Here is a 22,711-nt window from a genome sequence, read left to right as displayed (position 1 = left end):
TCATGGGCGCGTTTTGGCTGGTGGCGGGCGGTTTCTCGCCAGTTCACCAACTACCGCTGAGGCAGCGGCCCGCACCGCCGGCCGTTCCCGGGGAGTACCGGGGACGGCCAGCGGGCGGTGCCTCCACCTGGCCGGTTCAGCGCCCGTGACGCTGGCGGCCCGGCACCCCAGCCGGGGTAGCCGGGGGCGCGCGCGTCGTGGGGGGTCAGCCGGGTAGAGGCCGGTGTCGTAGCCGCCGGGCTGCACGATGCTGACCGTGATGCCGAAGGGCGCGAGTTCCATCGCCACGGACTGGCTGAGCGCGTCGAGTGCGGCTTTGCCGGCCGCGTAGAAGCCGACGGAGGCGACGCCGGCTCCGCTGCCCATCGAGGTGACCTGGAGCAGGCGGCCGCTGCCCTGTGAGCGCAGGTGCGGGATGACGGCCCGGGTGACCCAGACGGCGCCGAAGAAGTTGACGTCGAAGTGCCGCCGGATCTGTTCCTCGGTGGCTTCCTCCAGCATTCCGAGCAGCATCCCGCCGGCGTTGTTGAGGACGATGTCGAGCCGGCCGTACGTCTCGGCCGACCGGTCCACCGCCCCCGTGACGGCGGACCGGTCGGCTACGTCCAGGGGCAGCCCGACAAGGGTGTCGGGATAGCGCTCGACCAGGTCGGCCAACGGCCCGACGTCCCGGGCCGCTCCGACGACCCGGTCCCCTGCGGCCAGGGCGGCCTCGGTGACCGCCCGGCCCAGTCCACGGGTGGCCCCGGTGATGAACCACACGCGAGAATCTGCCACCTCGCACCTCCCCTGATCAGATGAGACGAGACGGATCGTCTCGCTTGACGGTTCGAGTGCGCTCGGCCGTAACCAATCCGTCAAGACGGACCGTCTCGTCTCACTGTCGATATACTCCGACCTCATGTCCCCGGCCCCGAGAAACACCGACCCAGCACCCGAGACGGCCCCGAAGCGCCCGGACCCGGCGCGCCGCAGTGAACGGTCCCGGCAGGCCGTGCTGGGGGCCACGCGGGAGCTGGTCTCCGAGGTCGGCTACGCGAAGCTCTCCATCGAGGCCATCGCGGCGCGGGCGGGGGTCGGCAAACAGACGATCTACCGGTGGTGGCGGTCCAAGGGGACGGTGGTCTTCGACGCGTTCCTGGCGTTGAGCGAGGAGGCCGGCGGTGTGGTGCTGCCGGACACCGGCGACATCGAGGCTGACCTGAAAGCCGTGCTGCGGGCCACCGTCGCGGAGTTCGCCGACCCGGCGTTCGAGGCGCCGATCCGGGCGCTCAACCTGGAGATCGCGGGTGACCCGGAATTGGCCGCGCAGTACCGGGAGCGGCTGGCGGCACCGGTGGACGAGGCCAAGCGGGAACGGCTGCGCAGCGCGCAGCGGGCCGGGCAGATCCGCGCCGACGCCGACCTGGACCTGGCGCTCGAACTTCTCTACGCGCCGTTGTACCAACGGTGGCTGCTGCGCACCGGGCCACTCACGGGCGAGTACGCCGACGCGCTGGTCGAGCACGTGCTCCGCGCGTTGCGCCCCTGACAAAGAGCGAGTGCCCGGGGCAGGGGTCAGACGGTGACCGGGGCTTCGAGGCGTACCGCGTCGGCCTCGGCGCGGGCGATGGGGCCGGCGGGCAGGGCCGCGACCCCGGCCCCGACGGCGACCGCCGCACCGGCGAACAGGAAGGCCCAGGGCACGCCACCGGCGTGGTCGACGATCAGGCCGGCGACGGTGCCACCGGCCGCGCTCGCGCCGACCGACATGGTCACCACCCAGGTGTACGCCTCGTTCAGCATCCCCAGCGGCGAGATCCGCCCGACCAGGGTGTTCTCCAGGGTCAACGCGGGCGCGATGGCGGCACCACCGATCACCAGGGCGACGCCCAACGCGCCCGCCGTGGGCATCACGGCGAACACCAGGAAGCTGCTCGCCACCCCACCCAGCAGCCAGGCGAACTGGCGGGTCATGTTCCGGGCCGGGCGGCGCAGCCCGAACCAGAACCCGCCGATCGCGCTGCCGATCCCCCAGACGGCCAGCAGCACACCGGCGAGACTGTCCGGGTCGTCGGCGGCGTAGCGGGTGGCGAACGCCGGTACGGTCACGCCGGTCGCGCCGAACGCGATGCCAAGGCTGGCAACGCAGAGCAGCAGCGCCGGGAAGCCGGCGACCCGCAGCGGGCCGAGCCCCCGGGTGCGGTGCTCACGGGAGTGCGGCTGCCAGCCCCGCATGGTCCGGCCGAGCGCCACCGCCACGGTGCCGACAAGGGTGACCACCGCCGCGCCGATCAGGGCCGCCCCGGCGTCGGCGAACAGGATGAACCCGGCGACGAGCAGCGGGCCGAGCACGAAGACGATCTCGAAGAGTGTCGTCTCCGCGGCGAGGGCGGTGTTGCGCAGGTGGTAGCGACCGGAGGCGACGCTGGTCAGGTCGTTCCAGGCGCCCCTGATGGCGGCGGTCAGCGGCGGGTACGACCCGCCGGCCAGCGCCGAGGCGACCAGCACCACCGTGAAGGGCACGGTGTCGGAGCGGGCCGACCAGAGCAGCCCGACCAGCGCCAGCGGGTGGGCGATCGCGGTGCCGATCAGGACCGGGGTGGGACCGATGCGGTCGGCGATCCGTCCGGCGACCGGGCTGAGCGCGGCACCGGAGAGGGCGTAGCAGCCGCCGGCCAGGGCGGCCAGCGAGTAGCGGCCGGTGACCTGCTCCACGACGAGCAGCAGCGCCAGCGGCGTCATGCCGATCCCGAGGCGCCCGAGAATGCCCGTGACCAGCAAGGTCGGCGCACCTGGAATCTGCCAGACGCTCAGATACCGGCGCAGCCCGACCACCGTTGCCCCCCCACCGCAAATGTAATGAGCCAGAATCGTTTAGACCCTAACGCTCAGGTGGCGGAACGCGACATGGTTATCGCGCTCACACCCGACGCGCACCGCCCGCGCCGGGGACGACCCGGCGCGGGCGGCGAAGGGGCTGGGTGGTGCGTCAGCGCTGGTAGCGGACCGGGCCGGTCTGGGCGGCCATCTGCTCCAGCCGGGCCACGCGCTCCTCCATCCGGGGGTGCGTGGCGAACAGGGCGGAGATGCCACCGCCCTTGAACGGGTTGTCGATCATCAGGTGGGCGGTGCTGGTGAGCTGGCCCTCGGCCGGCAGCGGCCGACGCTGGGTACCCATGTGGATCTTCCGTAGCGCGCTGGCCAGGGCCAGCGGGTCGCGGGTCAGCTCGGCGCCGGAGGCGTCCGCCTGGAACTCCCGGCTGCGGCTGATCGCGAGCTGGATGACGGTCGCGGCGATCGGGCCCAGGATGATGGTGAGCAGCAGCACGATCGGGTTCGGGCCGTCCTCGTCGCTGCTGCCGCCGAGCGGGATGAACAGGGCGAGGTTCGCCACCATGGTGATGATGCCGGCCAGACCGGCCGCCACGCTGGAGATGAGGATGTCCCGGTTGTAGACGTGGGACAGCTCGTGCCCGATCACGCCCCGTAGCTCACGGTAGTCGAGAATCTCGACGATCCCCTGGGTCACGCAGACCGCCGCGTTCTGCGGGTTACGCCCGGTGGCGAACGCGTTGGGCTGGGCGGTCGGGCTCACGTACAGGCGTGGCATCGGCTGCCGCGCCTCGGCCGCCAGTTCCCGCACCATGTGGTACAGCTCGGGGAACTGCGCCTCGGTGACCGGCTGCGCCCGCATCGAGCGCAACGCCAGCTTGTCGGAGTAGAAGTAGGTGAAACCGTTCATCGCCAGCGAGACGAGAACGGCGATGACCAGTCCGCCACTGCCGCCGAACCAGTAGCCCACCGCCAGGATCAACGAGGTGAGCAGGCCGAGCAACGCGGCGGTCTTCAGACGGTTGTGGTGCACGATCACTCCTTCGGTACACGGATGCCGGAATCCGCTGACCGGTACAACAACCCGGTACCCGTTAACCATCCGCTTCATGACTGAGAGTTACCTGAGTGACAGTCATGACCAGGAGTGCGATCGCGTTCAGCCCCCGGCGAGATCCAGCACCACCTGCGGTGCGAACCCGACCACCACGGCGAGGAGCGTCGCCACCGCCAGCGCGGCGATCACCGCCCGTCCCGGCCGGACGGCGGGCGCGACGGCGTCCCCGGGCGGCCCGTAGAGCGACGCCGCGACGCGCAGGTAGTAGGCCAGGCCGAGGACCGCGTTCACCGCCACCACCAGGGCGAGCCAGTTCGCCTCGCCACCGAGCAGCGACCGGACCACGGTCACCTTGGCGAACAGCCCGGCCAGCGCCGGCGGCAGGCCCGCCAACCCGACCAGCGCGAACGCCAGGCCGCCGCCGACCCACGGGTGGCGGCGGGCCGCACCCCGCAGGTCGTCGAGGGTGCCGCCGTCCGCGCCGGCCGGGCGCAACGCCACCACTCCGGCGAAGGCCGCCAGCTCCAACAGCACGAAGAAGACGGCGTACGCCAGGGCAGCCGCGTACGCGCCGGTGCGCGCGTCGGGATCGGCCAGCGCCAGCGCGCCGAGCGGAGCGAGAATGTACCCGGCCTGCGCCACCGAGGACCAGGCCAGCAGCCGCACCGTACGCCGCTGGCGCAGCGCCACCAGGTTGCCCACGGTCATGGTCAGCACGGCGACCGTGGCCAGCACCGGCCCGGTCACCTCGGCCGGCAACGCGTGCTGCACCACAGCCAGCAGCGCGACCACCCCGCCGAGCTTCGAGGCCGTCGACAGGTACGCGGCCACCGGCAGCGGCGCGCCGTCGTAGGTGGCCGGCGCCCAGACGTGGAACGGCACCGCCGCCACCTTGAACGCCAGGCCCGCTACCACGAGCGTCACCGCCACCGTGGTCAGCGGCAGGTCGAGCAGGGCCCCGTCGGCGAGCAGCCCGCCCAGCCGGTCCAGGTGCAACGCGCCGGTGACCGCGTAGAGCAGCGCCGCACCGAGCAGCGTCAGCGTGGTGGCCACCACGCTCACCACGAAGAAGGTCACCGCCGCCTCGGCACTGGCCAGGCTGCCCCGGCGCAGCCCGACCAGCACGTACAGCGGCAGGGTGAGCACCTCCACCGCGACGATCAGGGTGATCAGGTCACCGGCCGCGCCGAGCACCACACCACCGGTCATCGAGCAGGCGAGCAGGAAGCAGTACTCCCCCACCGGGGTACGCCCGTCGCGCAGCAACGGCCCGGACAGCGCCAGCACCCCGACCAGCAGCAGCGCCACCAGCGCGGCGACCAGGGCGGCCCGGCCACCGAAGACCCACGAACAGTCGGCACCGACGCAGAACGTACGCCGGTCCGGCAGCGTGCCGACCGCCGCCGCTCCCACGGCGGTGGCGACCGCACCGGTGACCGCCGCGGCCACCGTCGCCGCCGGACGGGCCAGCAGCAGGTCCACCAGGAGCACCAGGACGGCGGTCCCAGCGGCCAGGTACGCCGGCAACAACGCGACGTTGTCGACACTCTGCACCAGCACTTCGCTCATGGCAGCACTCCTACGAGGGCGGCCACCGGCGCCTCGGCGACGCCCAGCACCAGGGTCGGGGCCAGCCCGACGACGAGGGTCAGCAGCACCAGCGGCACCCAGGCGGCGAACTCGGCCCCGGCGATCCCCCGGCCGAGGCCGCTGACCGTCGGCGTGGGTCGGCCGTGGGTGACCCGGCGCAACAGCCGCAGCAGGTACGCGGCGGTCAACGCCCCGCCGAGCGCCGCCAGCACGGCCAGCGTGGTCCACAGGGCACCGCCCACCTGGATCGCGGCGACCACGGCGAACGCCTCGCCCCAGAAGCCGGCCAGGCCGGGCAGCCCCAGCGAGGCGACCGCCGCAAAGGCGAGCAGCCCGGACAGTCGGGGCGCGGTCTCCCGCAGTCCGGACAGCTCGCTCAGCGCCCCGGTGTGGGTACGGTCCTTGATCGCCCCGGCCAGGAAGAAGAGCAGGCCGGTGATGATGCCGTGCGCCACGTTGCCGATCAGCGCCGCCTGGATGCCGGTGGCGGTGAGCGTGGCGATCCCGAGCAGCACGAAGCCCATGTGCCCCACGCTGGAGTACGCGATCAGCCGTTTCAGCTCGGTCTGTGCCAGGCAGACCAGCGAGCCGACCAGGATGGCGGCCACGGCGAGCACGCCGAGCACCGGTGCCGCCCAGCGGGCCCCTTCCGGGGCCACCCCGACGGCGACCCGGATCAGGCCGTACGTGCCCATCTTGAGCAGCACACCGGCGAGCAGCACACTGCCGACCGTCGGCGCCTGGGTGTGCGCGTCGGGCAGCCAGGAGTGCAGCGGCCAGAGCGGGCTCTTCACCGCGAAGGCGACCGCGAGCAGGGTGAACGCGGCGAGCTGGGTGGTCCTGGACAGTTCCGTGCCACCGGTCAGCGCCACGATGTCGGCGGTGCCGGCGGCGGCCACCACGACGTACACGCCGACCAGCAGCAGCACCGAGCCGAAGAGCGTGTAGAGGGCGAACTTCCGGGCCGCCCGCCGCCGCGCGTCGACCGCCGCCAGGTCGGCGCTGTCGCCGCCCCAGCCGACGATGATCGCGTACATCGGCAGCAGGACGACCTCGAAGAAGAGGAAGAACAGCACCAGGTCGAGGGCGAGGAAGGTGCCGAGGATGCCGACCTCGACCACCAGCAGCAGCGCCACCAGCGCCTTCCCGCTGCCGCCGGTCGGCACCCGCCAGAGGCTGTAGCCGCAGCAGAGCAGCGTGAGCAGGGCGGTGAGCACCACCAGCGGCCAGGAGATGCCGTCCACCCCGAGGTGGAAGCGCAGGTCCAGGCCGGGCACCCAGGGCAGGTCGACGGTGTGCCAGGGCAGCACCGCCCCGGCGTTGCCGTCCGGCAGGTACGCCGACCAGCCGGCGTCCCGGCCGGCGCGCAGCGCGACGGCCGCGACCAGGGTCAGCGCGGCGACGACGGTGCCCACCACCCGCGCGCTCCGCTCGTGCGGCGTGGCCGCCACCGCCAGGGCACCGAGGGCCGGCAGCGCGAGAACCGCGACCAGCAGGACTTCGCCGGACGTCATGCCGCTCCTCCGATCAGGACGGCGGCCAGGCCGAGCAGCAGCGCACCGGCGAGCACCGCGACGACCGCCCGGGGCAGCGCCGCCCGGTGCAGGGTGCCGAGCCCGCCGCCGAGCGCGCGGGCCGCCCGGCCGGTGCCGGTGACCGCGCCGTCCACCACCCGCTCGTCGGCGGTGCGGGCCAGCCGACCCAACGCGGTCGTCGGGCGTACCACCAGGGCGTGCTGGACGTCGTCGAGCCGGAACGCGCGGGCGAGGACCGGCCGCAGCGGCCCCAGTGCGGTGGCCGGATCAGCGGCGCTGTCCCGCCGCCAGCTCACCCAGGCGAGCCCGGCACCGACGAGCAGCAACGCCAACGGCAGCAGCACAGCCGGCGTGAGATGGATCAGCCCGTCCGGCGGCATCAGGTCCGACACCGCCTCGGGGTCGGCTGGCACTGTGCGTTGCAGTTGGGTGGAGAACCAGCCCGGGAAGCCGGCCAGGCCGAGCAGGGCCGCCGGGACGGCGAGCACCAGAAGCGGCCAACGGAGCACGGCCGGCGGATCGTGCGGGTGGGCCAGCGGGGTGCGGGTCGCATGGAAGAAGGTCCGTAGCAGCAGCCGGGTCGCGTACCAGGCGGTGACGGCCACGCCGACCAGCCCGGCGATCCAGACCAGCCAACCCACCCAGGCGGCGGACGGGCCGTCGCCGTGCAGGGCGGCGCCCTCGGCGGCGGCGAGCACGCCCTCCTTGCTCCAGAAACCGGAGAGCGGTGGTACGCCGGCCAACGCGCCCAGCCCGATCAGCATGCACCAGAAGGTGACCGGCATGGTGCGCCGCAGCCCGCCCATCCGGGACATCAGCGCGGTGCCGAGGCTGTGGATCACCGCACCGGCGGCGAGGAACAGCAGCGCCTTGAACGCGGCGTGGGTGAGCAGGTGGAACAGGGCGGCGGGCGGCGAGCCGACGGCCAGCGCCCCGGTCATGTAGCCGAGCTGGGAGACCGTGGACCAGGCCAGCACCCGTTTGATGTCGTCCTGCGCGGTGGCGGCCAGCGCGCCGAGCAGCAGCGTCACCGACGCCATCACGCCGAGCACGGCCAGCGCGACCGGCGTGGCCTCGAACAGCGGCCACAGCCGGGTGACCGCGTACACGCCGGCGGCGACCATGGTCGCGGCGTGGATCAACGCGGAGATCGGGGTCGGGCCGGCCATCGCGTCGGGCAGCCAGGTGTGCAACGGGAACTGGGCGCTCTTGCCGGCCACCCCGGCGAGCAGCAGCAGGCAGGCGGCGGTGAGCGTGGTGGTGCTGTGGGAGTGGGCGAGCACGTCGGCGATCCGGAAGCTGCCCGCCGAGACACCGAGCAGGGCGATACCGAGCAGGAAGCCGACGTCACCGACCCGGGTCACCAGGAACGCCTTCATCGCGGCAGCCGGGGCCTCCGGCAGCCGCCGGTCGTGGGCGATGAGCAGGTACGAGCAGAGGCCCATCACCTCCCAGCCGACCAGCAGCAGGATCAGGTCCCCGGAGACCACCACCAGCAGCATCGCAGCGGTGAAGAGGCTGATCTGGGCCGCGTACGGCGGGTAGCGATGGTCGACGTCGACGCGCGGGCCACCGGACAGGTAACCGGTCGAGTAGACCTGCACGGCCAGGGCGACGGCGGCGACCGCGACGGCGACCAGGGCGGCGGCGCCGTCCAGGCGTACCCCGAGGGTGACGGCGAGACCGCCGAGGTCGATCCAGGTGGTCGACGCCTCCACCGGACCGTCCAGGGTGACCAGCAGGGCCCCCGCCAGGGCGAGGGCACCGGCCGCGCCGGTCACGCCGAGCGCGACGGCCACCCGGCGGGCCGGACCCGCACCGGCGGCGGCGCCGCGCGGCGAGGGCGGCAGCAACAGGCCGGCCAGGCCGGCGACCAACGGGACGACCGGCAGCAGCACACCCAGCAGCGTCGCGGTGCTCACCGCTCCCCCTCCGCGACCACGTCACCGGCCGGACCGGCCGTCACCGGCGTCGGCTCGTCGGCCGAGCGCTCGGCCAGTGGGATCTCGTCCACCGCGACGCTGGCCCGCATCCGATAGAGCTGGAGCACGATCGCCAGCCCCACCCCGATCTCGGCGGCGGCCAGCACGATCACGAAGAGGGCGAAGACCTGCCCGCCGTGCGGCAGCAGCGCCTTGGCTGTGGTGTCGGCGGTGATCAGGATCAGGTTCACCGCGTTGAGCATCAACTCCACGGCCATCAGCACCAGCACCGCGTTGCGCCGCCGCAGGACGCCGTAGACGCCGAGGCCGAACAGCAGGGCGGCGGTGACGTACGGGATGACCGGTCTCACCGCGACCGCCCCTGCGGCGTGCCGCCCCCGGGCGTCTCCGCCCGGTCGCGCGACGCCCGACCGATGTCCGGTCGGGACAGCACGATCGCGCCGACCAGCGCCGACAGCAGCAGTACGGAGAGCACCTCGAACGGCAGCACCCAGCTTCCGAAGACCTGTTCACCGATGCGCTCGGCGGTGCCCGGCTCGGGCAGGTCCACCGCGGTCCAGCGGTACGCGTCGACGAGCAGGGCCGACAGGCCGAGCCCGACGCCGCCGCCGATCAACGCGGCGGGCCAGCCAGGACGGTCCAGATCGTCCGAGGCGCCGATCGGTGCCCGGGTCAGCATCACCGCGAACAGCAGCAGCACCACCACCGCGCCCACGTAGATCAGCACCTGCACCCAGGCCACCATCTCGGCGGCGAGCACGAGGTACATGCCGGCCAGCGCGCCCAGGCAGACCACCAGGTAGAGCCCGGCACGGACCAGGTGCCTGGTCGCCACCACCAGCATCCCCGACCCGACGGCCACCGCGCCGAGGGCCAGCAGCAGGGCGTCCACCCCGGTCACGTGGGAGTGCCTTCCCCGGCATCGGTCTCGGGCGTACCCGCATCTGCGGCGGCGGGCTCGGCGGTGGGTGGGCGGGCGGCGGGACGGCGCTCGGGGCGTACCGCCGGGACGGTCGGCCGGGCGGCGGACGCGGCGGGGACCGCGGCCTTGCGCGCGGCGGCGGTCTCCTCCTTGGCCGGCTCGCCCTGCGGGTCGTGCGCGGGCGGCGGCGGCACGGTCGCCATCCACTCGCCCAGGTGGTCCTTGTCGTGCAGCAGGTCCTTGATGTCGTACTCGGAGTACTCGAACTCCGGCGACCAGTAGAGCGCGTCGAAGGGGCAGACCTCGATGCAGATGCCGCAGTACATGCAGAGCGAGAAGTCGATGTCGAACCGGTCGAGGACGTTGCGTTGGCGGGGCCGGGCCGCGCCGGGCACCGCCACCTCCTCCTTGTGCGAGTCGATGTAGATGCACCAGTCCGGACACTCGCGGGCGCAGAGCATGCAGACCGTGCAGTTCTCCTCCAGCAGCGCGATCACCCCGCGCGAGCGGGGCGGCAGATCGGGCACCACATCCGGGTACTGCTGGGTGGTGGAGCGCTTCGTCATCGTCTTGAGCGTGACCGCCAGCCCCTTCACCAGGCCGCTGCCGGGTACGCCGGCCGACTCGCTTCGCTCGCTCATGCGCAACATCCTGCCCTGTGGCCACGGCGCGCGCGACCACCACCCGACGATCCCCACCGTCCGGCCCGGACCGTGGCGTCCGTCGGCTCCCCGCGCCGGCCCGCGTGTGATCGGCCATGATGGGACGCAGGACGACGTGGCGACACCTTGGGGGCGGTATGGGCGAGGGCGGGAAGTACGTCGAGCAGGGCGAGTTCAACCGGGACCAGAACTACATCACCACCCGGATCACGGTCGACGGCCGGGACGGCTACCCGGTCGAGCCGGGCCGGTACCGGCTCGCGGTCAGTCGGGCCTGCCCCTGGGCGAACCGGCTGATCATCGTCCGGCGGCTGCTGGGGCTGGAGGAGGCCATCTCGATGGCCGTCGCCGGGCCGACCCACGACGCCCGGAGCTGGACCTTCGACCTCGACCCGGACGGGCGGGACCCGGTGCTCGGCATCGAGCGTCTCCAGCAGGCGTACTTCGCGCGCTACCCGGACTACCCGCGCGGCATCACCGTGCCGGCGATCGTCGACGTGCCGACCGGTCAGGTGGCGACCAACGACTACAGCCGGATGAGCCTGGACCTGTCCACCCAGTGGACCGCTCACCACCGCCCCGGCGCGCCGCAGCTCTACCCCGAGCACCTGCGGAACGAGATCGACGAGGTCAACGCGCTGGTCTTCAGGGACGTCAACAACGGGGTGTACCAGTGCGGCTTCGCCGGCAGCCAGGAGGCGTACGAGAAGGCGTACCAGCGGTTGTTCGACCGGCTCGACTGGCTCGGCGAGCGCCTGGCCGGGCAGCGGTACCTGGTCGGCGACACCATCACCGAGGCCGACGTACGGCTGTTCACCACGTTGGTCCGCTTCGACCCGGTCTATCACGGGCACTTCAAGTGCAACCGGCAGAAGCTGAGCGAGATGCCGGTGCTGTGGGCGTACGCGCGGGACCTGTTCACCACGCCCGGCTTCGGCGACACGATCGACTTCGACCACATCAAGCGGCACTACTACGAGGTGCACCGGGACATCAACCCGACCGGGGTGGTGCCGGTCGGCCCCGACCTGTCGAACTGGCTCACCCCGCACGACCGGGAGTCCCTCGGCGGTCGCCCGTTCGGCGACGGCACGCCTCCGCCGTCCCCGCCGCCCGACGAGCGGGTCGACCCCGCACACACCCCGCTGCGCTGACCGCCCGCACGGCGTGGCGCCGCGCCGTGCGGCGAGAGATGTTAGGAAGGGACCCCTGCTATACCGGAGACGGTAGAAAGGGTCCCTTCCTTACATCTGCGCCTACAGCGCGACCCGGACGGCGGCGGTCAGCACGAGCTGGGCCAGCGCGGTCGGCACCAGCACCAGCCAGCAGAGCCGCTGCAACTGGTCCTCACGCAGCCGGGGGTAGGAGACCCGCAGCCAGATGATCACGAAGCTGACGGCGGCCACCTTGAGCAGGGTCCAGAGCCAGCCGAGCTGGTCGTCGGCGAACGGCCCCTGCCACCCGCCGAGGAACAGCACGGTGGTCAGCGCGGCGATCACCACGATGCCGACGTACTCGGCCAGCAGCAGGAACGCGAACCGCAGCCCGGTGTACTCGGTCAGGTACCCGAAGACCAGCTCGGAGTCGGCCACCGGCATGTCGAACGGCGGCCGGCGGATCTCGGCCAGGCCGGCCACGAAGAACACCACCATCGCCGGGGCCTGCCAGATCAGCCACCACGGCTGCCACGCCTCGACGATGCCGGAGAGACTCAACGTGCCGGCGGCCATCGCCACCGACGCGGCGGCCAGCACCAGCGGCAGCTCGTAACCGAGCAGTTGGGCGGCGCCGCGCAGCCCGCCGAGCAGGCTGTACTTGTTGGCCGAGGCCCAGGCCGACATCAGCACGGCCAGCACACCCACGCCGACCACCGCCAGCACGAAGAACAGACCCACGTCCAGCGGCTGCCCGACCAGGTCGTTCGGGCCGAGCGGGATCACCAGCAGGGCCAGTAGGTAAGGCACCAGGGCCACCGCCGGAGCCAGCCGGAACACCGGTCTGTCGGCCGCGCGCGGCGTGACGTCCTCCTTCTGCACGAACTTGACCCCGTCGGCGACGAGCTGCGCCCAGCCGTGGAACCCGCCCGCGTACATCGGGCCGAGCCGGCCCTGCATGTGCGCCATCACCTTGTGCTCGGCCTGACCCACCAGCAGCGGCAGGACCAGGAAGGCAGCAACCACCCCGCCGATCCGGATCACCAGTTCCAGCCAGAGCGGCATCAGGTCGTACCCTCCTCGCCGGCCTCGGGCCCCGCCGGGTCCGCGGCGGGTCCGGCCGACCTGGGGGTACGTGGTGGACGCGCACCCGGTGCCGGTCGGGCCGGACGCTCCCGGGCAGGTCGCGCCGGGGTACCGCCGCGCGGGCCCTCCCCGGCACCACCGGCGCCAGCCGGGGTCGGCACGACGCCCCACTCGCCCGGTGCGGGTACGCCCGATGGCCGGATCGGCCGCCGGCCACCGCCGGCCTCCGACTCACCCGGTTCCTTCGCACCCGGCCAGGGCTTCGCGACCCGGGAGGCGAGCACGAACTCCTTGCGCAGCGGATGGCCCTCGAACTCCGGCGGCAGCAGCAGCGGCCGCAGGTCGGCGTGCCCGGCGAAGTCGATGCCGAACATCTCGTGGGTCTCCCGCTCATGCCAGGCGGCGCCCGGGTAGACCGACACCACCGAGTCGATCGTCGGGGTCGCCCGGGGCACCCGGGCGCGCAGCAGCACACCGTGCCGGTGCGTGGTGGACCACAGGTGGGCCACCACGTCGAAGCCCTCGGCCAGCTCGTCGACTGCGGAGAGCCAGTCGAAGTAGTCGCAGGCCAGCTCCGGGTCGTCCCGGACGGCGAGCAACGCCGCCCGCCACGGCTGCGGGGGTACGTCGACGGTGGCCCGGGAGTGCGCCTGACCCCCGGAGACCGTCGCGGTGGCCTCGACGGGGGCGAGCAGCGTGACGAGCCGCCGGCCGACCTCTTCCGGTGTCATGCCGCTGATCCTAGGGCGTGTCCTGCCGCCCGTGCCCGGCTGCGAGCACCCTCGGACGGCCCGTGCACCGGCCGGCGGTCCGGCTCTCGGTCGGCGGTGGCCTGTGCCGGTGGTACGCGGCCGGGTGGAGATCCCGGCTTTGCCGACGGCGTGCCCTCGGTGCCGGACAGGATGGGTCCGTGCGCGCTGTGACCGTGACCCCGGGAGTGCCCGGCTCGCTGCGGCTGCTCCACGACTACCCGGAACCGGCCACCGAGGAGGGGGCGGTCCTGGTCGAGGCGGTCGCGGTCGGAGTCTGCGGCACCGACATCGAGATCATCGACGGGCAGTACGGCGAGGCGCCGCCCGGTGCCGAGCGCCTGGTGCTCGGGCACGAGTCGTTGGGCCGGGTGCTGGAGGACCCGACCGGCACCCTGCAGGCCGGTGACCTGGTCGCCGGGATCGTCCGGCACCCGGACCCGCTGCCCTGCCCGAACTGCGCGGTGGACGAGTGGGACATGTGCCGCAACGGCCTGTTCACCGAGCACGGCATCAAGGGGCTGCCGGGGTTCGCCCGCGAACGCTGGCGTCTGCAACCCCGGTTCGCCGTCGGCCTCGACCCGGACCTGGACGAGGTGGGCGTGCTGCTCGAACCGACGAGCGTGGTGGTCAAGGCGTGGGACCACATCGACCGGATCGGCCGGCGGGCGGAGTGGCAGCCGCGTACCGCCCTGATCACCGGCGCCGGGCCGATCGGTCTGCTGGCCGCCCTGCTGGCCAGTCAGCGTGGTCTCTCGGTGCACGTGCTCGACCGGGCCACCGAGGGGCCGAAGCTCGCGTTGGCCGGTGCACTCGGTGCCACGTACCACTCGGGGCCGGTCGAGGAACTCGACTTCGAGCCGGACGTGATCGTGGAGTGCACCGGCGCGCCGGTGGTCGTCCTGGAGGCGATGTGCAAGGTCGCGCCGACCGGGATCGTCTGCCTGGCCGGGGTCTCCACCGGCGGCCGGACCATCGACTTCGACGCGGGTGCGCTCAACCGCACCCTGGTGTTGGAGAACAACGTCGTCTTCGGATCGGTGAACGCCAACCGACGGCACTGGGACGCCGCCGCCGAGGCGCTGGCCCGTGCCGACCGGGACTGGCTCGGCTCGCTGATCACCCGCCGGGTGCCGCTGTCGGAGTACGCCTCGGCCTACTCCCCCGGGCCCGAGGACATCAAGGTCGTCATCGACTTCACCGCCTCACCCGAGCGGCGGTGACTAGACGCCCGGCAGTTGGCTGTTGCGGAACAGGTCCACAAAATACTGATGGTCCTGCCGCGCCCGGACGCCGTACGCGTGGGCGAAGTCGACCAGGTGCGCGACGAAGCCGGCGGGATCCGCGTCGACGGCCGCGACGATCGCCTCCTCGGTGGAGTAGTCGACCAGGTCGTGGCTGGACTCGTCGTCGGCGACCGAGTGCATCCGGGCGACCGCCCGGCCGAGGTCGGCCAGCACCCCGGCCAGTTCCTCGGCTTCGTTGACGTCCGCCCAGTCCAGGTCGGCCGCGTACGGGGAAACCTCCGCGACGAGCTGACCCACCCCGTCCAGTTCGGTGAAGCCCACCCACGGGTCGGCGTGCGCCTGCAGTGCGCGCTGCGACTCGGCCGTACGGTGGCCCTGGTGGCGGAAGTAGCCCCGGACGTGCTCGTCGTCGACGTGGCGGGCGACCGCCGGCACCTGGGCCTGCTTCATGTAGATCAGGACGTCGTTCTCCAGCGCCTGGGTGTGCCCCTCCAGCAGGAGGTTGTACGACGGCAGCCCGGCCGACCCGATCCCCACCCCCTTGCGTAGCACCACGTCCTTGATCTGCGCCGCGACCGGACGCGCCGTCGTGGTGGCGGGCAGCGTGTCCAGGTAGTCCTGGAAGGCGGCGCAGACCCGGGCCCGGACGTCGCCGTCGATCTCGTACACGCCGTCGCGCAGCGAGAACCGCCGCTCGTACTTGTCGACGGTGGTCTGCTCGCGCAGCAGGTCCACCCGGGTGTTGAGGCGGGCCTGCTGGAGCACCCGGCGCAGTACGCCGTCGGCGTTGTCCAGCGTGATCGAACCGATCGCGTCGTCGCCGCCCGCGGCGATGGCCCGCAGCTCGGTCAGGTAGTGCTCGGCGAACGTGCTGACCAGGTCGCTGATCACCCGGTCGGAGAGTGCCTTGGTGTAGCCGATCAGAGCCACGCTGGCGACGAACCGTCGCAGATCCCAGGTGAACGGCCCGACGTACGCCTCGTCGAAGTCGTTGACGTTGAAGACGAGCTGGCCGGAGCCGTTCATGTAGGTGCCGAAGTTCTCCGCGTGCAGGTCGCCGTGGATCCACACCCGGCTGGTCTGCCCGTCCAGGAACCGCTCGTCGGCGAAGTCGCCGCGCTGGTCGGCGTAGAAGAGGCTGGCACTGCCCCGGTAGAACGCGAACGGCGACGCGGCCATCTTGCGGAACTTGCGGCGGAAGGCGGCCGGGTCGAGCGCCATCAGGGTGCCGAATTCCTCGGTCAGCACCTTGACGATGAAGGCGGAGCGCGGCTCCGCGAAGTCGGTCATGACCGCACGCTAGCGTCCAGTCGCCACCGTGACGGCGACCGCGCCGAGCCGCGAGTTCAGGGGGTCGGCGGCCGTACCGGCGGGGCGGTGAGCGAGGCCGCGTCGCGGGGTGGCGCACCATCGGCGGGCGGTGCGTCGACCGGCGGGGCGACGTCGGCGGGCGGCGCGTCCACGGGTGGGGCGAGCGGGTCGGGGCGGGGTACGCCGCCGATGCCGGACTGCTCGGCGGCGATCTTCTCCTGAAGGCGGAGGATGCCGTGCAGCAGCGCCTCCGGCCGGGGCGGGCAGCCCGGCACGTACACGTCGACCGGGATGAGCTGGTCGACGCCCTTGGTCACCGAGTACGAGTCCCAGTACGGGCCGCCGCAGTTGGAGCAGGCACCGAACGAGATGACGTACTTGGGCTCGGGCATCTGGTCGTAGAGCCGCTTGATCGCCGGGGCCATCTTGTCGGTGACCGTGCCGGAGACCACCATCAGGTCGGCCTGGCGGGGCCCGTGCGCGAACGGGATCACGCCGAGCCGCATGAAGTCGTGCCGGGACATGCTGGTCGCGATGAACTCGATGGCGCAGCAGGCCAACCCGAAGTTGAAGACCCAGAGCGAATACCGCCGGCCCCAGTTGAGCACGAACTTGATCGGCTCGCCGAGCACCGCCGGTAGCTGCACGACCGTCCCCTTCCCGTCCCCGACAGTCAACCACAGCGCCCACCCGAGCTTCGTGTAAGGAAGGGTCCCCTGCTAACGCCTCGTGCACTAAAAGGGTCCCTTCCTAACGCACGGCGCAGCCCGATCTGCACGCACGGCGCAGCCCGATCTGCACGCACGGCGCAGCCGGTCCGCGCGCATGGCGTGGCCGGAGCGATCAGTAGGACGGGCGTTGCAGCAGGCTGACGAACTCCACCAGCAGACGCTCCCGCAACGCCGGTGGCGCGGCGTCCAGCAGGGTGTTCACCGGGGCCATCCGCTCCGGCAGCCCACCGCCGCCGAGGCCCAACCCGGCGGCCAACCCGGCGACCATGTCGGCGGTGAGTGCCTCCGGGGTGAGCGACCCGGCCAGCGTGAGCAGTTCCGGCGGCAGCGCGACCGGACCGGCCGCGTCGGCCGCCGCGACCGCCTCGGCCAGGTCGGCGCCGAACTCCGCCGCCGTGGGCGCGACCGCCGCGGTCACCGTCAGGTGCACACTGCGCGGCAGACCGGCGTACGTGAGCTGGGGCTGGGTGTGCCAACCCCGCGCGGCCAACTCGTCGACCAGGACGAACAGGTCGGGGCCGGACTCGGTGGCGGTGAGGCAGACCACGGTCGACTCCGGCTCGGCGACCAGCCGCAGCCCGTCCACGCCGCGCACCGCGTCGGCCAGTACGCGTACCGCCTCCCGGGTCCGGCGGGCCAACTCCAGGTAGCCGTCGTCGCCAAGGTGCCGCAGCGTGGCGTACGCGGCGGCGATCGGGCCGCCGGACCGGGTGGAGGAGATCACCGGGTTGACGATCGTGTACCCGGGCCAGTCGGCGTACGCGAAGTACTGCGGGGCGCGCAGCCCCGGATCGCGGTGCAGCAGCACCGAGACGCCCTTCGGCGCGTATGCGTACTTGTGCAGGTCCACCGAGATCGAGGTGACCCCGGCGACGGCGAAGTCGAACGCGGGCACCTCGACGCCGAGGCGACGCAGGTACGGCAGGGTCCACCCGCCGAAGCAGGCGTCCACGTGGCAGCGCACCCCGGCCTTCGCGGCCGTCTCGGCGATCTGCGCCACCGGGTCGACCACACCGTGCGCGTACGAGGGAGCGGAGCAGGCCACCAGCACGGTCTCCGGCCTGATCGCGGCGGCCACGTCGGCGACCGAGGGCCGTAGCGTGGCCGGGTCGACCGGTACGGTGTCGAGTTCCACCCGCAGGTAGTGGGCGGCCTTGGCGAACGCGGCGTGGGCGCTGGCCGGCACCACGATCCGGGGTGCGGTGACCTCGGGCCGGGCGTCACGGGCGGCCTTGACGGCCAGGATCAGCGATTCGGTGCCGCCGCTGGTGACACTGCCGACCACCTCCGGCGCGCTCGTGCCGGGCCCGCCGCCCAGCACCCGTGCCGCCGCGCCGGCCAGCGCGTTCTCCATTGCCAGCAGCGACGGGAAGGCGGTCGGGTCCAAGCCGTTGACGTGCGCGCTCTCGGCGTACGCCGCAGCGGCCAACTCGTCCAGCCCGGCGACGGCGGCGTCGTACACGTACGCGAAGAGCCGCCCACCGTGCGTCGGCCGGTCCCCCGCCCGCAGGCTGCGGATCTCCGCCAACACCCGTTCCGCCGGTACCCCGTGCGTCGGCAGTGCCGACCCGCTCTCGTCGATCATGGAGTAGTGGTGCCCTTTCCGTGGTTCTCCGCGGCTTTCGTCCCCGCCACAACTCCATGATCGGCACCGGAGGTGCCGGAGGTGCTGGGGGTGGGGGTGGGGGTGGGGGTCAGGTTGTAGGGACGGAGCAGGGTGGTGGCCAGGCCGATCAGCAGGGCCGGGAGAATGGTGAAGCCGAGCAGGACGCCCAGGCGGGCGGTATCGGACTGGACCGCGGCGGCGCCGGTGGTGGAGGAGACGTAGCCGGTGAGCGCGAGCACCAGACCGAAGATGCCCGGCCCGAGGGCCAGGCCGAAGGTCTCGCCGGCCGTCCACAGGCCGGTGAAGACGCCCGCCTGCCGCCGGCCGGTGCGGGCCGTGTCGTACGCGATGCAGTCCGGGAGCATGGCCAGCGCGAACACCTGCTGACCGGCGTACCCGACGCCGAGCACCGCGACCAGCAGGTAGACCACGACGGCGGGCAGCACCGGCGCGGTGACCAGCGCCAGTCCACCGGCGGTCAGGATCAACGAGGCGGCCACCAGCGCGGCCAGCTTGCCCAGCCGGGCGCCCACCCGCGACCACAGCGGCATCACCACCAGCGCCGGCCCGACGAAGCAGAGGAAGAGCAGCGTCGGACCGGTGGTCGGGTCGCGCAGGATCTGGTCGGCGAAGTACTGCACCCCGGCGAGGATCGTGGCCACCCCGGCGGACTGCACCACGAAGCAGAGCAGCAACGCCCGGAACGGCCGGTTGCGACCGGCGACGGCGAGTTGGGCGCGCAGGCTCGGCTCGCTCTCCCCGACCGAGCCCTGCGGGGCCGACCGGGTGCCGAGGAACGCGCCGACGGCACCCACCGCGATCAGCGCGGCCACGAACACGCCCATCCAGCGGTGCCCCGGCACGCCACCACCGGCGGCGTCACGGACCAGCGGGGCCACCGCACCGGCGACCAGGATGGCCAGCGCCAGCACCGCGATCCGCCAGGTCATCATCCGGGTACGGTCGGCGTAGTCGTCGGTCAGCTCGGCCGGCATCGCCACGTACGGCACCTGGAAGAAGGCGAACGCGGTGGCCGTGGCCAGGAAGGCGATCGCCACGTACGCGCCGGCGGCCGGCCCGGCGCCGAACGGCGCGGCGAAGATCGAGCCGAACAGCACGGCCAGCGCCAACCCGGCGACGAGCAGGTACGGTCGGCGGGCGCCCCACCGCGACCGGGTCCGGTCGGAGATCCGCCCGGCCACCGGGTTGACCAGCACGTCCCATGCCTTAGGCAGCAGCACCAGCAGGGCCGCCACCCCGGCGGCCACGCCGAGCGTGTCGGTGAGGTACGGCAACAGCAGCAGCCCCGGCACGGTGCCGAAGGCTCCCGTGGCCAGCGAGCCGAGCGCGTACCCGGCGTGCACCCTGCGCGGCAACCCGGATGTGCGGCCAGGCGCCGACCCGGCCGAGGGGCCAGGCGCGGAGCCTGTCGATGGGCCGGCTCCACCCGGCGACGCGTTCATGGCGCCGAATGTTACTCACGTTATGGCGCGGGTCACATCCCCTCTCCGGGCCGCCACTGCGCCACCCGCATGTCGACCCGGCCCGCGCGCAGCGGCGTACCCTCGCTCAGCCAGCGCGCCCGCGCCTCGGCGGCGAGCCGGGGCGGCATCGCACCTGTGGCGTTGACCACCCGGTGCCATCCGACGGCGCCACCCTGTCGAGCCATGATCGATCCGACCAGCCGGGCGGACGCCCGCCCGGAGCGCTCGGTGAGCGCGTCGGCGACCCCGCCGTACGACATCACCCGGCCCGGCGGTATCCGGTCGACGAGCTCCAGTACCGCCTCGACGTACTCGTCTGGTGTCACAAGCGGCCAGACTATGGGAAGGCCGCCGGGCCGCACCGCGCCGACCACGCAGAATAGGCGGGTGCGTGACGCGGTAACGGCGGCCCGGCGGGTCGTTGTCAAGATCGGTTCCTCCTCGTTGACCACCGCCACGGGCGGTCTGGACGACGGGCGGGTGGACGCATTGGTCGACGCCCTCGGGACGCGGACGGCCGGCGGGCGTGAGGTCGTGCTGGTCTCGTCCGGCGCGATCGCCGCCGGCCTGGCCCCGCTCGGGCTCTCCCGGCGACCACGTGACCTGGCCACCCAGCAGGCCGCCGCGAGCGTCGGTCAGGGCCTGCTGATCGGGCGGTACGCCGCCGCCTTCGCCCGGCACGGCCGGACCGTCGGGCAGGTGCTGCTCACCGTCGACGACGTGACCCGGCGGGCGCACTACCGCAACGCGTACCGCACGCTGCGCAAGCTCCTCGACCTGCGGGCGGTGCCGATCGTCAACGAGAACGACACGGTGGCCACCGAGGAGATCCGGTTCGGTGACAACGACCGGCTGGCCGCGCTGGTGGCCGCGCTGGTCGACGCCGATCTGCTGGTGCTCCTCTCCGACGTCGACGCGCTCTGGACCGGCAACCCGTCGCGTCCCGGCGCCCGCCGGATCGCCGAGGTACGCGACGAGTCGGACCTGGCCGGTGTCGACATCGGCGGCGCCGGACGGGCCGGAGTCGGCACCGGCGGCATGGTGACCAAGGTCGAGGCGGCCCGGATCGCCACCGGATTCGGCATCCCGGTGGTGCTGACCTCCGCGCCGCAGGCGGTCGCGGCGCTGGCCGGTGAGCCCGTCGGCACGTTCTTCCACCCCAGTCTCAGCCGCCCGGCCGCACGGCTGTTCTGGCTGGCCCATGCCACCGCGCCCCGGGGACGGCTGCACCTCGACCCGGGCGCGGTCGCCGCGGTGGTGGGCCGCCGCAAGTCGCTGTTGCCGGCCGGGATCACCGCCGTCGACGGGGCGTTCACCGCCGGTGACCCGGTGGACCTGGTCGACACCTCCGGCGCGCCGGTCGCCCGAGGGCTGGTCAACTACGACGCGGTCGAACTGCCCGGCCTGCTCGGCCGGTCCACCTCGGACCTTGCCGCGGCGCTCGGCCCGGCGTACGAACGAGAGGTCGTCCACCGCGACGACCTCGTACTGCTGTGAAAGCAGGGGACCCTTCCTATGCACGAGGCGTTAGCAGGGGACCCTTCCTTACCTCGAAGGAGCGTGTGATGAGCGTGAGCGAGCAGGCCCGACGGGCGCGTACGGCGGCAGAGGCGTTGGCCGTGGCGACGCGTACGGCCAAGGACGCGGCGCTGCACGCGATGGCCGACGCGCTGGTGGCGCGTACGCCGGAGATCCTCACCGCGAACGAGGCGGACCTGGCGGCCGGGCGGGAGGCCGGGCTGAGCGCGGCCGTGCTGGACCGGCTCGCCCTCGACGAGGGTCGAGTGGCCGGCATCGCCGACGCGCTACGCCAGATGGCCGGGCTGCCCGACCCGGTGGGCGAGGTGGTCCGCGGCTCGACCCTGCCCAACGGGCTGGAGCTGCGGCAGATCCGGGTGCCGTTCGGCGTGGTCGGGATCATCTACGAGGCCCGGCCGAACGTGACCGTGGACGCCGCCGGCATCTGCCTGAAGTCGGGCAACGCGGCTCTGCTGCGCGGTTCCTCGTCGGCCGCACACTCCAACGCGGCGCTGGTGACGGTGCTGCGGGACGCGATCGCCGATGCCGGGTTGCCCGCCGACACGGTGCAGTTGCTCGACGCCGCCTCGCGCGACTCGGTCAAGGAGTTGATGCGGGCCCGGGGGCTGGTGGACGTGCTGATCCCGCGCGGCGGCGCGTCGCTGATCCGGACCGTGGTCGAGGAGTCGACGGTGCCGGTGATCGAGACCGGGGTGGGCAACTGCCACGTCTACGTGGACTCCGCCGCCGACCCGGTCAAGGCCGTGTCGATCGCGCTGAACGCCAAGACGCAACGTCTGTCCACCTGCAACACCGCCGAGTCGCTGCTGGTGCACCGGGACGTGGCGGACGCCGTACTGCCTCCGATGCTGGTGGCGTTCGCCGAGGCCGGGGTGACCGTGCACGGCGACGCCCGGACGGCGGCGTACTCCGACGCGGTGGTCGCCGCGACCGACGAGGACTTCGCCACCGAGTACCTCTCGGCCGACATCTCGGTGGCCGTGGTCGACTCGCTCGACGCGGCGGTGGCGCACATCCGGCTCTACGGCAGCGGCCACACCGAGGCGATCGTCACCGACTCGCAGTCGGCCGCCCGGGAGTTCGTGGCCCGGGTGGACGCGGCGGCCGTGATGGTCAACGCGTCGACGCGGTTCACCGACGGCGGCGAGTTCGGCTTCGGCGCCGAGATCGGCATCTCCACCCAGAAGCTGCACGCCCGTGGCCCGATGGGCCTGCCCGAGCTGACCAGCACCAAGTACGTGGTCACCGGGGACGGTCACCTGCGTGGCTGACGGCGGGCGT

General features: G+C 72.9%; 21 protein-coding genes. 5 read left to right on the top strand and 16 right to left on the bottom strand.

Annotated elements, in window-relative coordinates:
* Nucleotides 1–777, bottom strand: a complete 777-nt coding sequence (locus ID554_RS18795) for an SDR family NAD(P)-dependent oxidoreductase (protein WP_223884154.1) — start codon at nucleotides 775–777, stop codon at nucleotides 1–3.
* Between the two features lie 124 nt (nucleotides 778–901).
* Between ID554_RS18795 and ID554_RS18790 the strand changes: the two genes are divergently transcribed.
* The gene (locus tag ID554_RS18790) at nucleotides 902–1,531 is read left to right on the top strand and encodes a TetR/AcrR family transcriptional regulator (protein ID WP_117226292.1); all 630 of its coding nucleotides are present in this window, start codon (nucleotides 902–904) and stop codon (nucleotides 1,529–1,531) included.
* A gap of 26 nt (nucleotides 1,532–1,557) precedes the next feature.
* On the opposite strand, the gene ID554_RS18785 is transcribed toward ID554_RS18790, so the two are convergent.
* The 8 genes from ID554_RS18785 to ID554_RS18750 form a co-directional block, all read right to left on the bottom strand.
* Nucleotides 1,558–2,817, bottom strand: coding sequence for an MFS transporter (locus tag ID554_RS18785; protein WP_117226293.1), 1,260 nt, complete (start codon nucleotides 2,815–2,817; stop codon nucleotides 1,558–1,560).
* Between the two features lie 154 nt (nucleotides 2,818–2,971).
* Nucleotides 2,972–3,847 carry a zinc metalloprotease HtpX gene (gene htpX / locus ID554_RS18780; protein ID WP_117226465.1) on the bottom strand — a complete coding sequence of 292 codons (876 nt, stop codon included), beginning with the start codon at nucleotides 3,845–3,847 and terminating at the stop codon, nucleotides 2,972–2,974.
* A 126-nt stretch (nucleotides 3,848–3,973) separates the two neighbouring features.
* Nucleotides 3,974–5,440, bottom strand: coding sequence for an NADH-quinone oxidoreductase subunit N (locus ID554_RS18775; protein WP_117226294.1), 1,467 nt, complete (start codon nucleotides 5,438–5,440; stop codon nucleotides 3,974–3,976).
* The gene (locus ID554_RS18770; RefSeq protein ID WP_117226295.1) at nucleotides 5,437–6,975 is read right to left on the bottom strand and encodes a complex I subunit 4 family protein; all 1,539 of its coding nucleotides are present in this window, start codon (nucleotides 6,973–6,975) and stop codon (nucleotides 5,437–5,439) included. Before ID554_RS18770 ends, ID554_RS18775 begins: the two co-directional genes overlap by 4 nt.
* Nucleotides 6,972–8,918, bottom strand: coding sequence for an NADH-quinone oxidoreductase subunit 5 family protein (locus ID554_RS18765; protein WP_117226296.1), 1,947 nt, complete (start codon nucleotides 8,916–8,918; stop codon nucleotides 6,972–6,974). The genes ID554_RS18770 and ID554_RS18765 overlap by 4 nt, the downstream gene beginning before the upstream one ends.
* Complete coding sequence (nuoK, locus tag ID554_RS18760) at nucleotides 8,915–9,289, bottom strand: NADH-quinone oxidoreductase subunit NuoK (protein ID WP_223884153.1); 375 nt, start codon at nucleotides 9,287–9,289, stop codon at nucleotides 8,915–8,917. The genes ID554_RS18765 and nuoK overlap by 4 nt, the downstream gene beginning before the upstream one ends.
* Nucleotides 9,286–9,840: an NADH-quinone oxidoreductase subunit J family protein gene (locus tag ID554_RS18755; protein ID WP_117226297.1), complete on the bottom strand. Its 555-nt coding sequence runs from the start codon at nucleotides 9,838–9,840 to the stop codon at nucleotides 9,286–9,288. Before ID554_RS18755 ends, nuoK begins: the two co-directional genes overlap by 4 nt.
* Nucleotides 9,837–10,502, bottom strand: coding sequence for a NuoI/complex I 23 kDa subunit family protein (locus ID554_RS18750; RefSeq protein WP_396888384.1), 666 nt, complete (start codon nucleotides 10,500–10,502; stop codon nucleotides 9,837–9,839). Before ID554_RS18750 ends, ID554_RS18755 begins: the two co-directional genes overlap by 4 nt.
* Before the next feature lie 158 nt (nucleotides 10,503–10,660).
* Between ID554_RS18750 and ID554_RS18745 the strand changes: the two genes are divergently transcribed.
* Complete coding sequence (locus ID554_RS18745; RefSeq protein WP_223884152.1) at nucleotides 10,661–11,677, top strand: glutathione S-transferase family protein; 1,017 nt, start codon at nucleotides 10,661–10,663, stop codon at nucleotides 11,675–11,677.
* 102 nt (nucleotides 11,678–11,779) lie between these two features.
* Here the strand turns inward: ID554_RS18745 and ID554_RS18740 are convergent, their stop codons facing one another.
* On the bottom strand, nucleotides 11,780–12,742 hold the full coding sequence (locus ID554_RS18740; protein WP_117226300.1) for a complex I subunit 1/NuoH family protein: 963 nt from the start codon (nucleotides 12,740–12,742) through the stop codon (nucleotides 11,780–11,782).
* Nucleotides 12,742–13,494: an NADH-quinone oxidoreductase subunit C gene (locus ID554_RS18735; RefSeq protein ID WP_117226301.1), complete on the bottom strand. Its 753-nt coding sequence runs from the start codon at nucleotides 13,492–13,494 to the stop codon at nucleotides 12,742–12,744. The genes ID554_RS18740 and ID554_RS18735 overlap by 1 nt, the downstream gene beginning before the upstream one ends.
* A 179-nt stretch (nucleotides 13,495–13,673) precedes the next feature.
* Here ID554_RS18735 and ID554_RS18730 point away from each other — a divergent pair, with 179 nt between their 5' ends.
* Entirely contained in the window at nucleotides 13,674–14,735 is a 1,062-nt protein-coding gene (locus ID554_RS18730; RefSeq protein ID WP_117226302.1) for a glucose 1-dehydrogenase, read from the top strand.
* Here the strand turns inward: ID554_RS18730 and ID554_RS18725 are convergent, their stop codons facing one another.
* From ID554_RS18725 to ID554_RS18705, 5 genes are all read right to left on the bottom strand, one after another.
* The gene (locus tag ID554_RS18725; protein WP_117226303.1) at nucleotides 14,736–16,049 is read right to left on the bottom strand and encodes a DUF2252 domain-containing protein; all 1,314 of its coding nucleotides are present in this window, start codon (nucleotides 16,047–16,049) and stop codon (nucleotides 14,736–14,738) included.
* Between the two features lie 56 nt (nucleotides 16,050–16,105).
* A complete protein-coding gene (gene nuoB, locus ID554_RS18720; protein WP_117226304.1) occupies nucleotides 16,106–16,717 on the bottom strand; it encodes an NADH-quinone oxidoreductase subunit B in 612 nt (203 codons plus the stop codon).
* Nucleotides 16,718–16,913: 196 nt separating this feature from the next.
* Entirely contained in the window at nucleotides 16,914–18,386 is a 1,473-nt protein-coding gene (locus ID554_RS18715; RefSeq protein ID WP_117226305.1) for a pyridoxal phosphate-dependent decarboxylase family protein, read from the bottom strand.
* On the bottom strand, nucleotides 18,383–19,870 hold the full coding sequence (locus ID554_RS18710; RefSeq protein ID WP_223884151.1) for an MFS transporter: 1,488 nt from the start codon (nucleotides 19,868–19,870) through the stop codon (nucleotides 18,383–18,385). The genes ID554_RS18715 and ID554_RS18710 overlap by 4 nt, the downstream gene beginning before the upstream one ends.
* Before the next feature lie 32 nt (nucleotides 19,871–19,902).
* Nucleotides 19,903–20,217 carry an MGMT family protein gene (locus tag ID554_RS18705; RefSeq protein WP_117226307.1) on the bottom strand — a complete coding sequence of 105 codons (315 nt, stop codon included), beginning with the start codon at nucleotides 20,215–20,217 and terminating at the stop codon, nucleotides 19,903–19,905.
* A 13-nt stretch (nucleotides 20,218–20,230) separates the two neighbouring features.
* On the opposite strand from ID554_RS18705, the gene proB reads away from it, so the two are divergent.
* Nucleotides 20,231–21,388, top strand: a complete 1,158-nt coding sequence (proB, locus tag ID554_RS18700) for a glutamate 5-kinase (protein ID WP_117226308.1) — start codon at nucleotides 20,231–20,233, stop codon at nucleotides 21,386–21,388.
* A gap of 68 nt (nucleotides 21,389–21,456) precedes the next feature.
* On the top strand, nucleotides 21,457–22,701 hold the full coding sequence (locus ID554_RS18695) for a glutamate-5-semialdehyde dehydrogenase (RefSeq protein WP_117226309.1): 1,245 nt from the start codon (nucleotides 21,457–21,459) through the stop codon (nucleotides 22,699–22,701).
* The last annotated feature ends 10 nt before the right edge of the window (nucleotides 22,702–22,711 follow it).

The sequence above is a fragment of the Micromonospora craniellae genome, from assembly GCF_014764405.1.
In the GTDB taxonomy this organism is placed as follows: domain Bacteria; phylum Actinomycetota; class Actinomycetes; order Mycobacteriales; family Micromonosporaceae; genus Micromonospora; species Micromonospora craniellae.
This window is presented reverse-complemented; position numbering and strand designations above follow the sequence as displayed.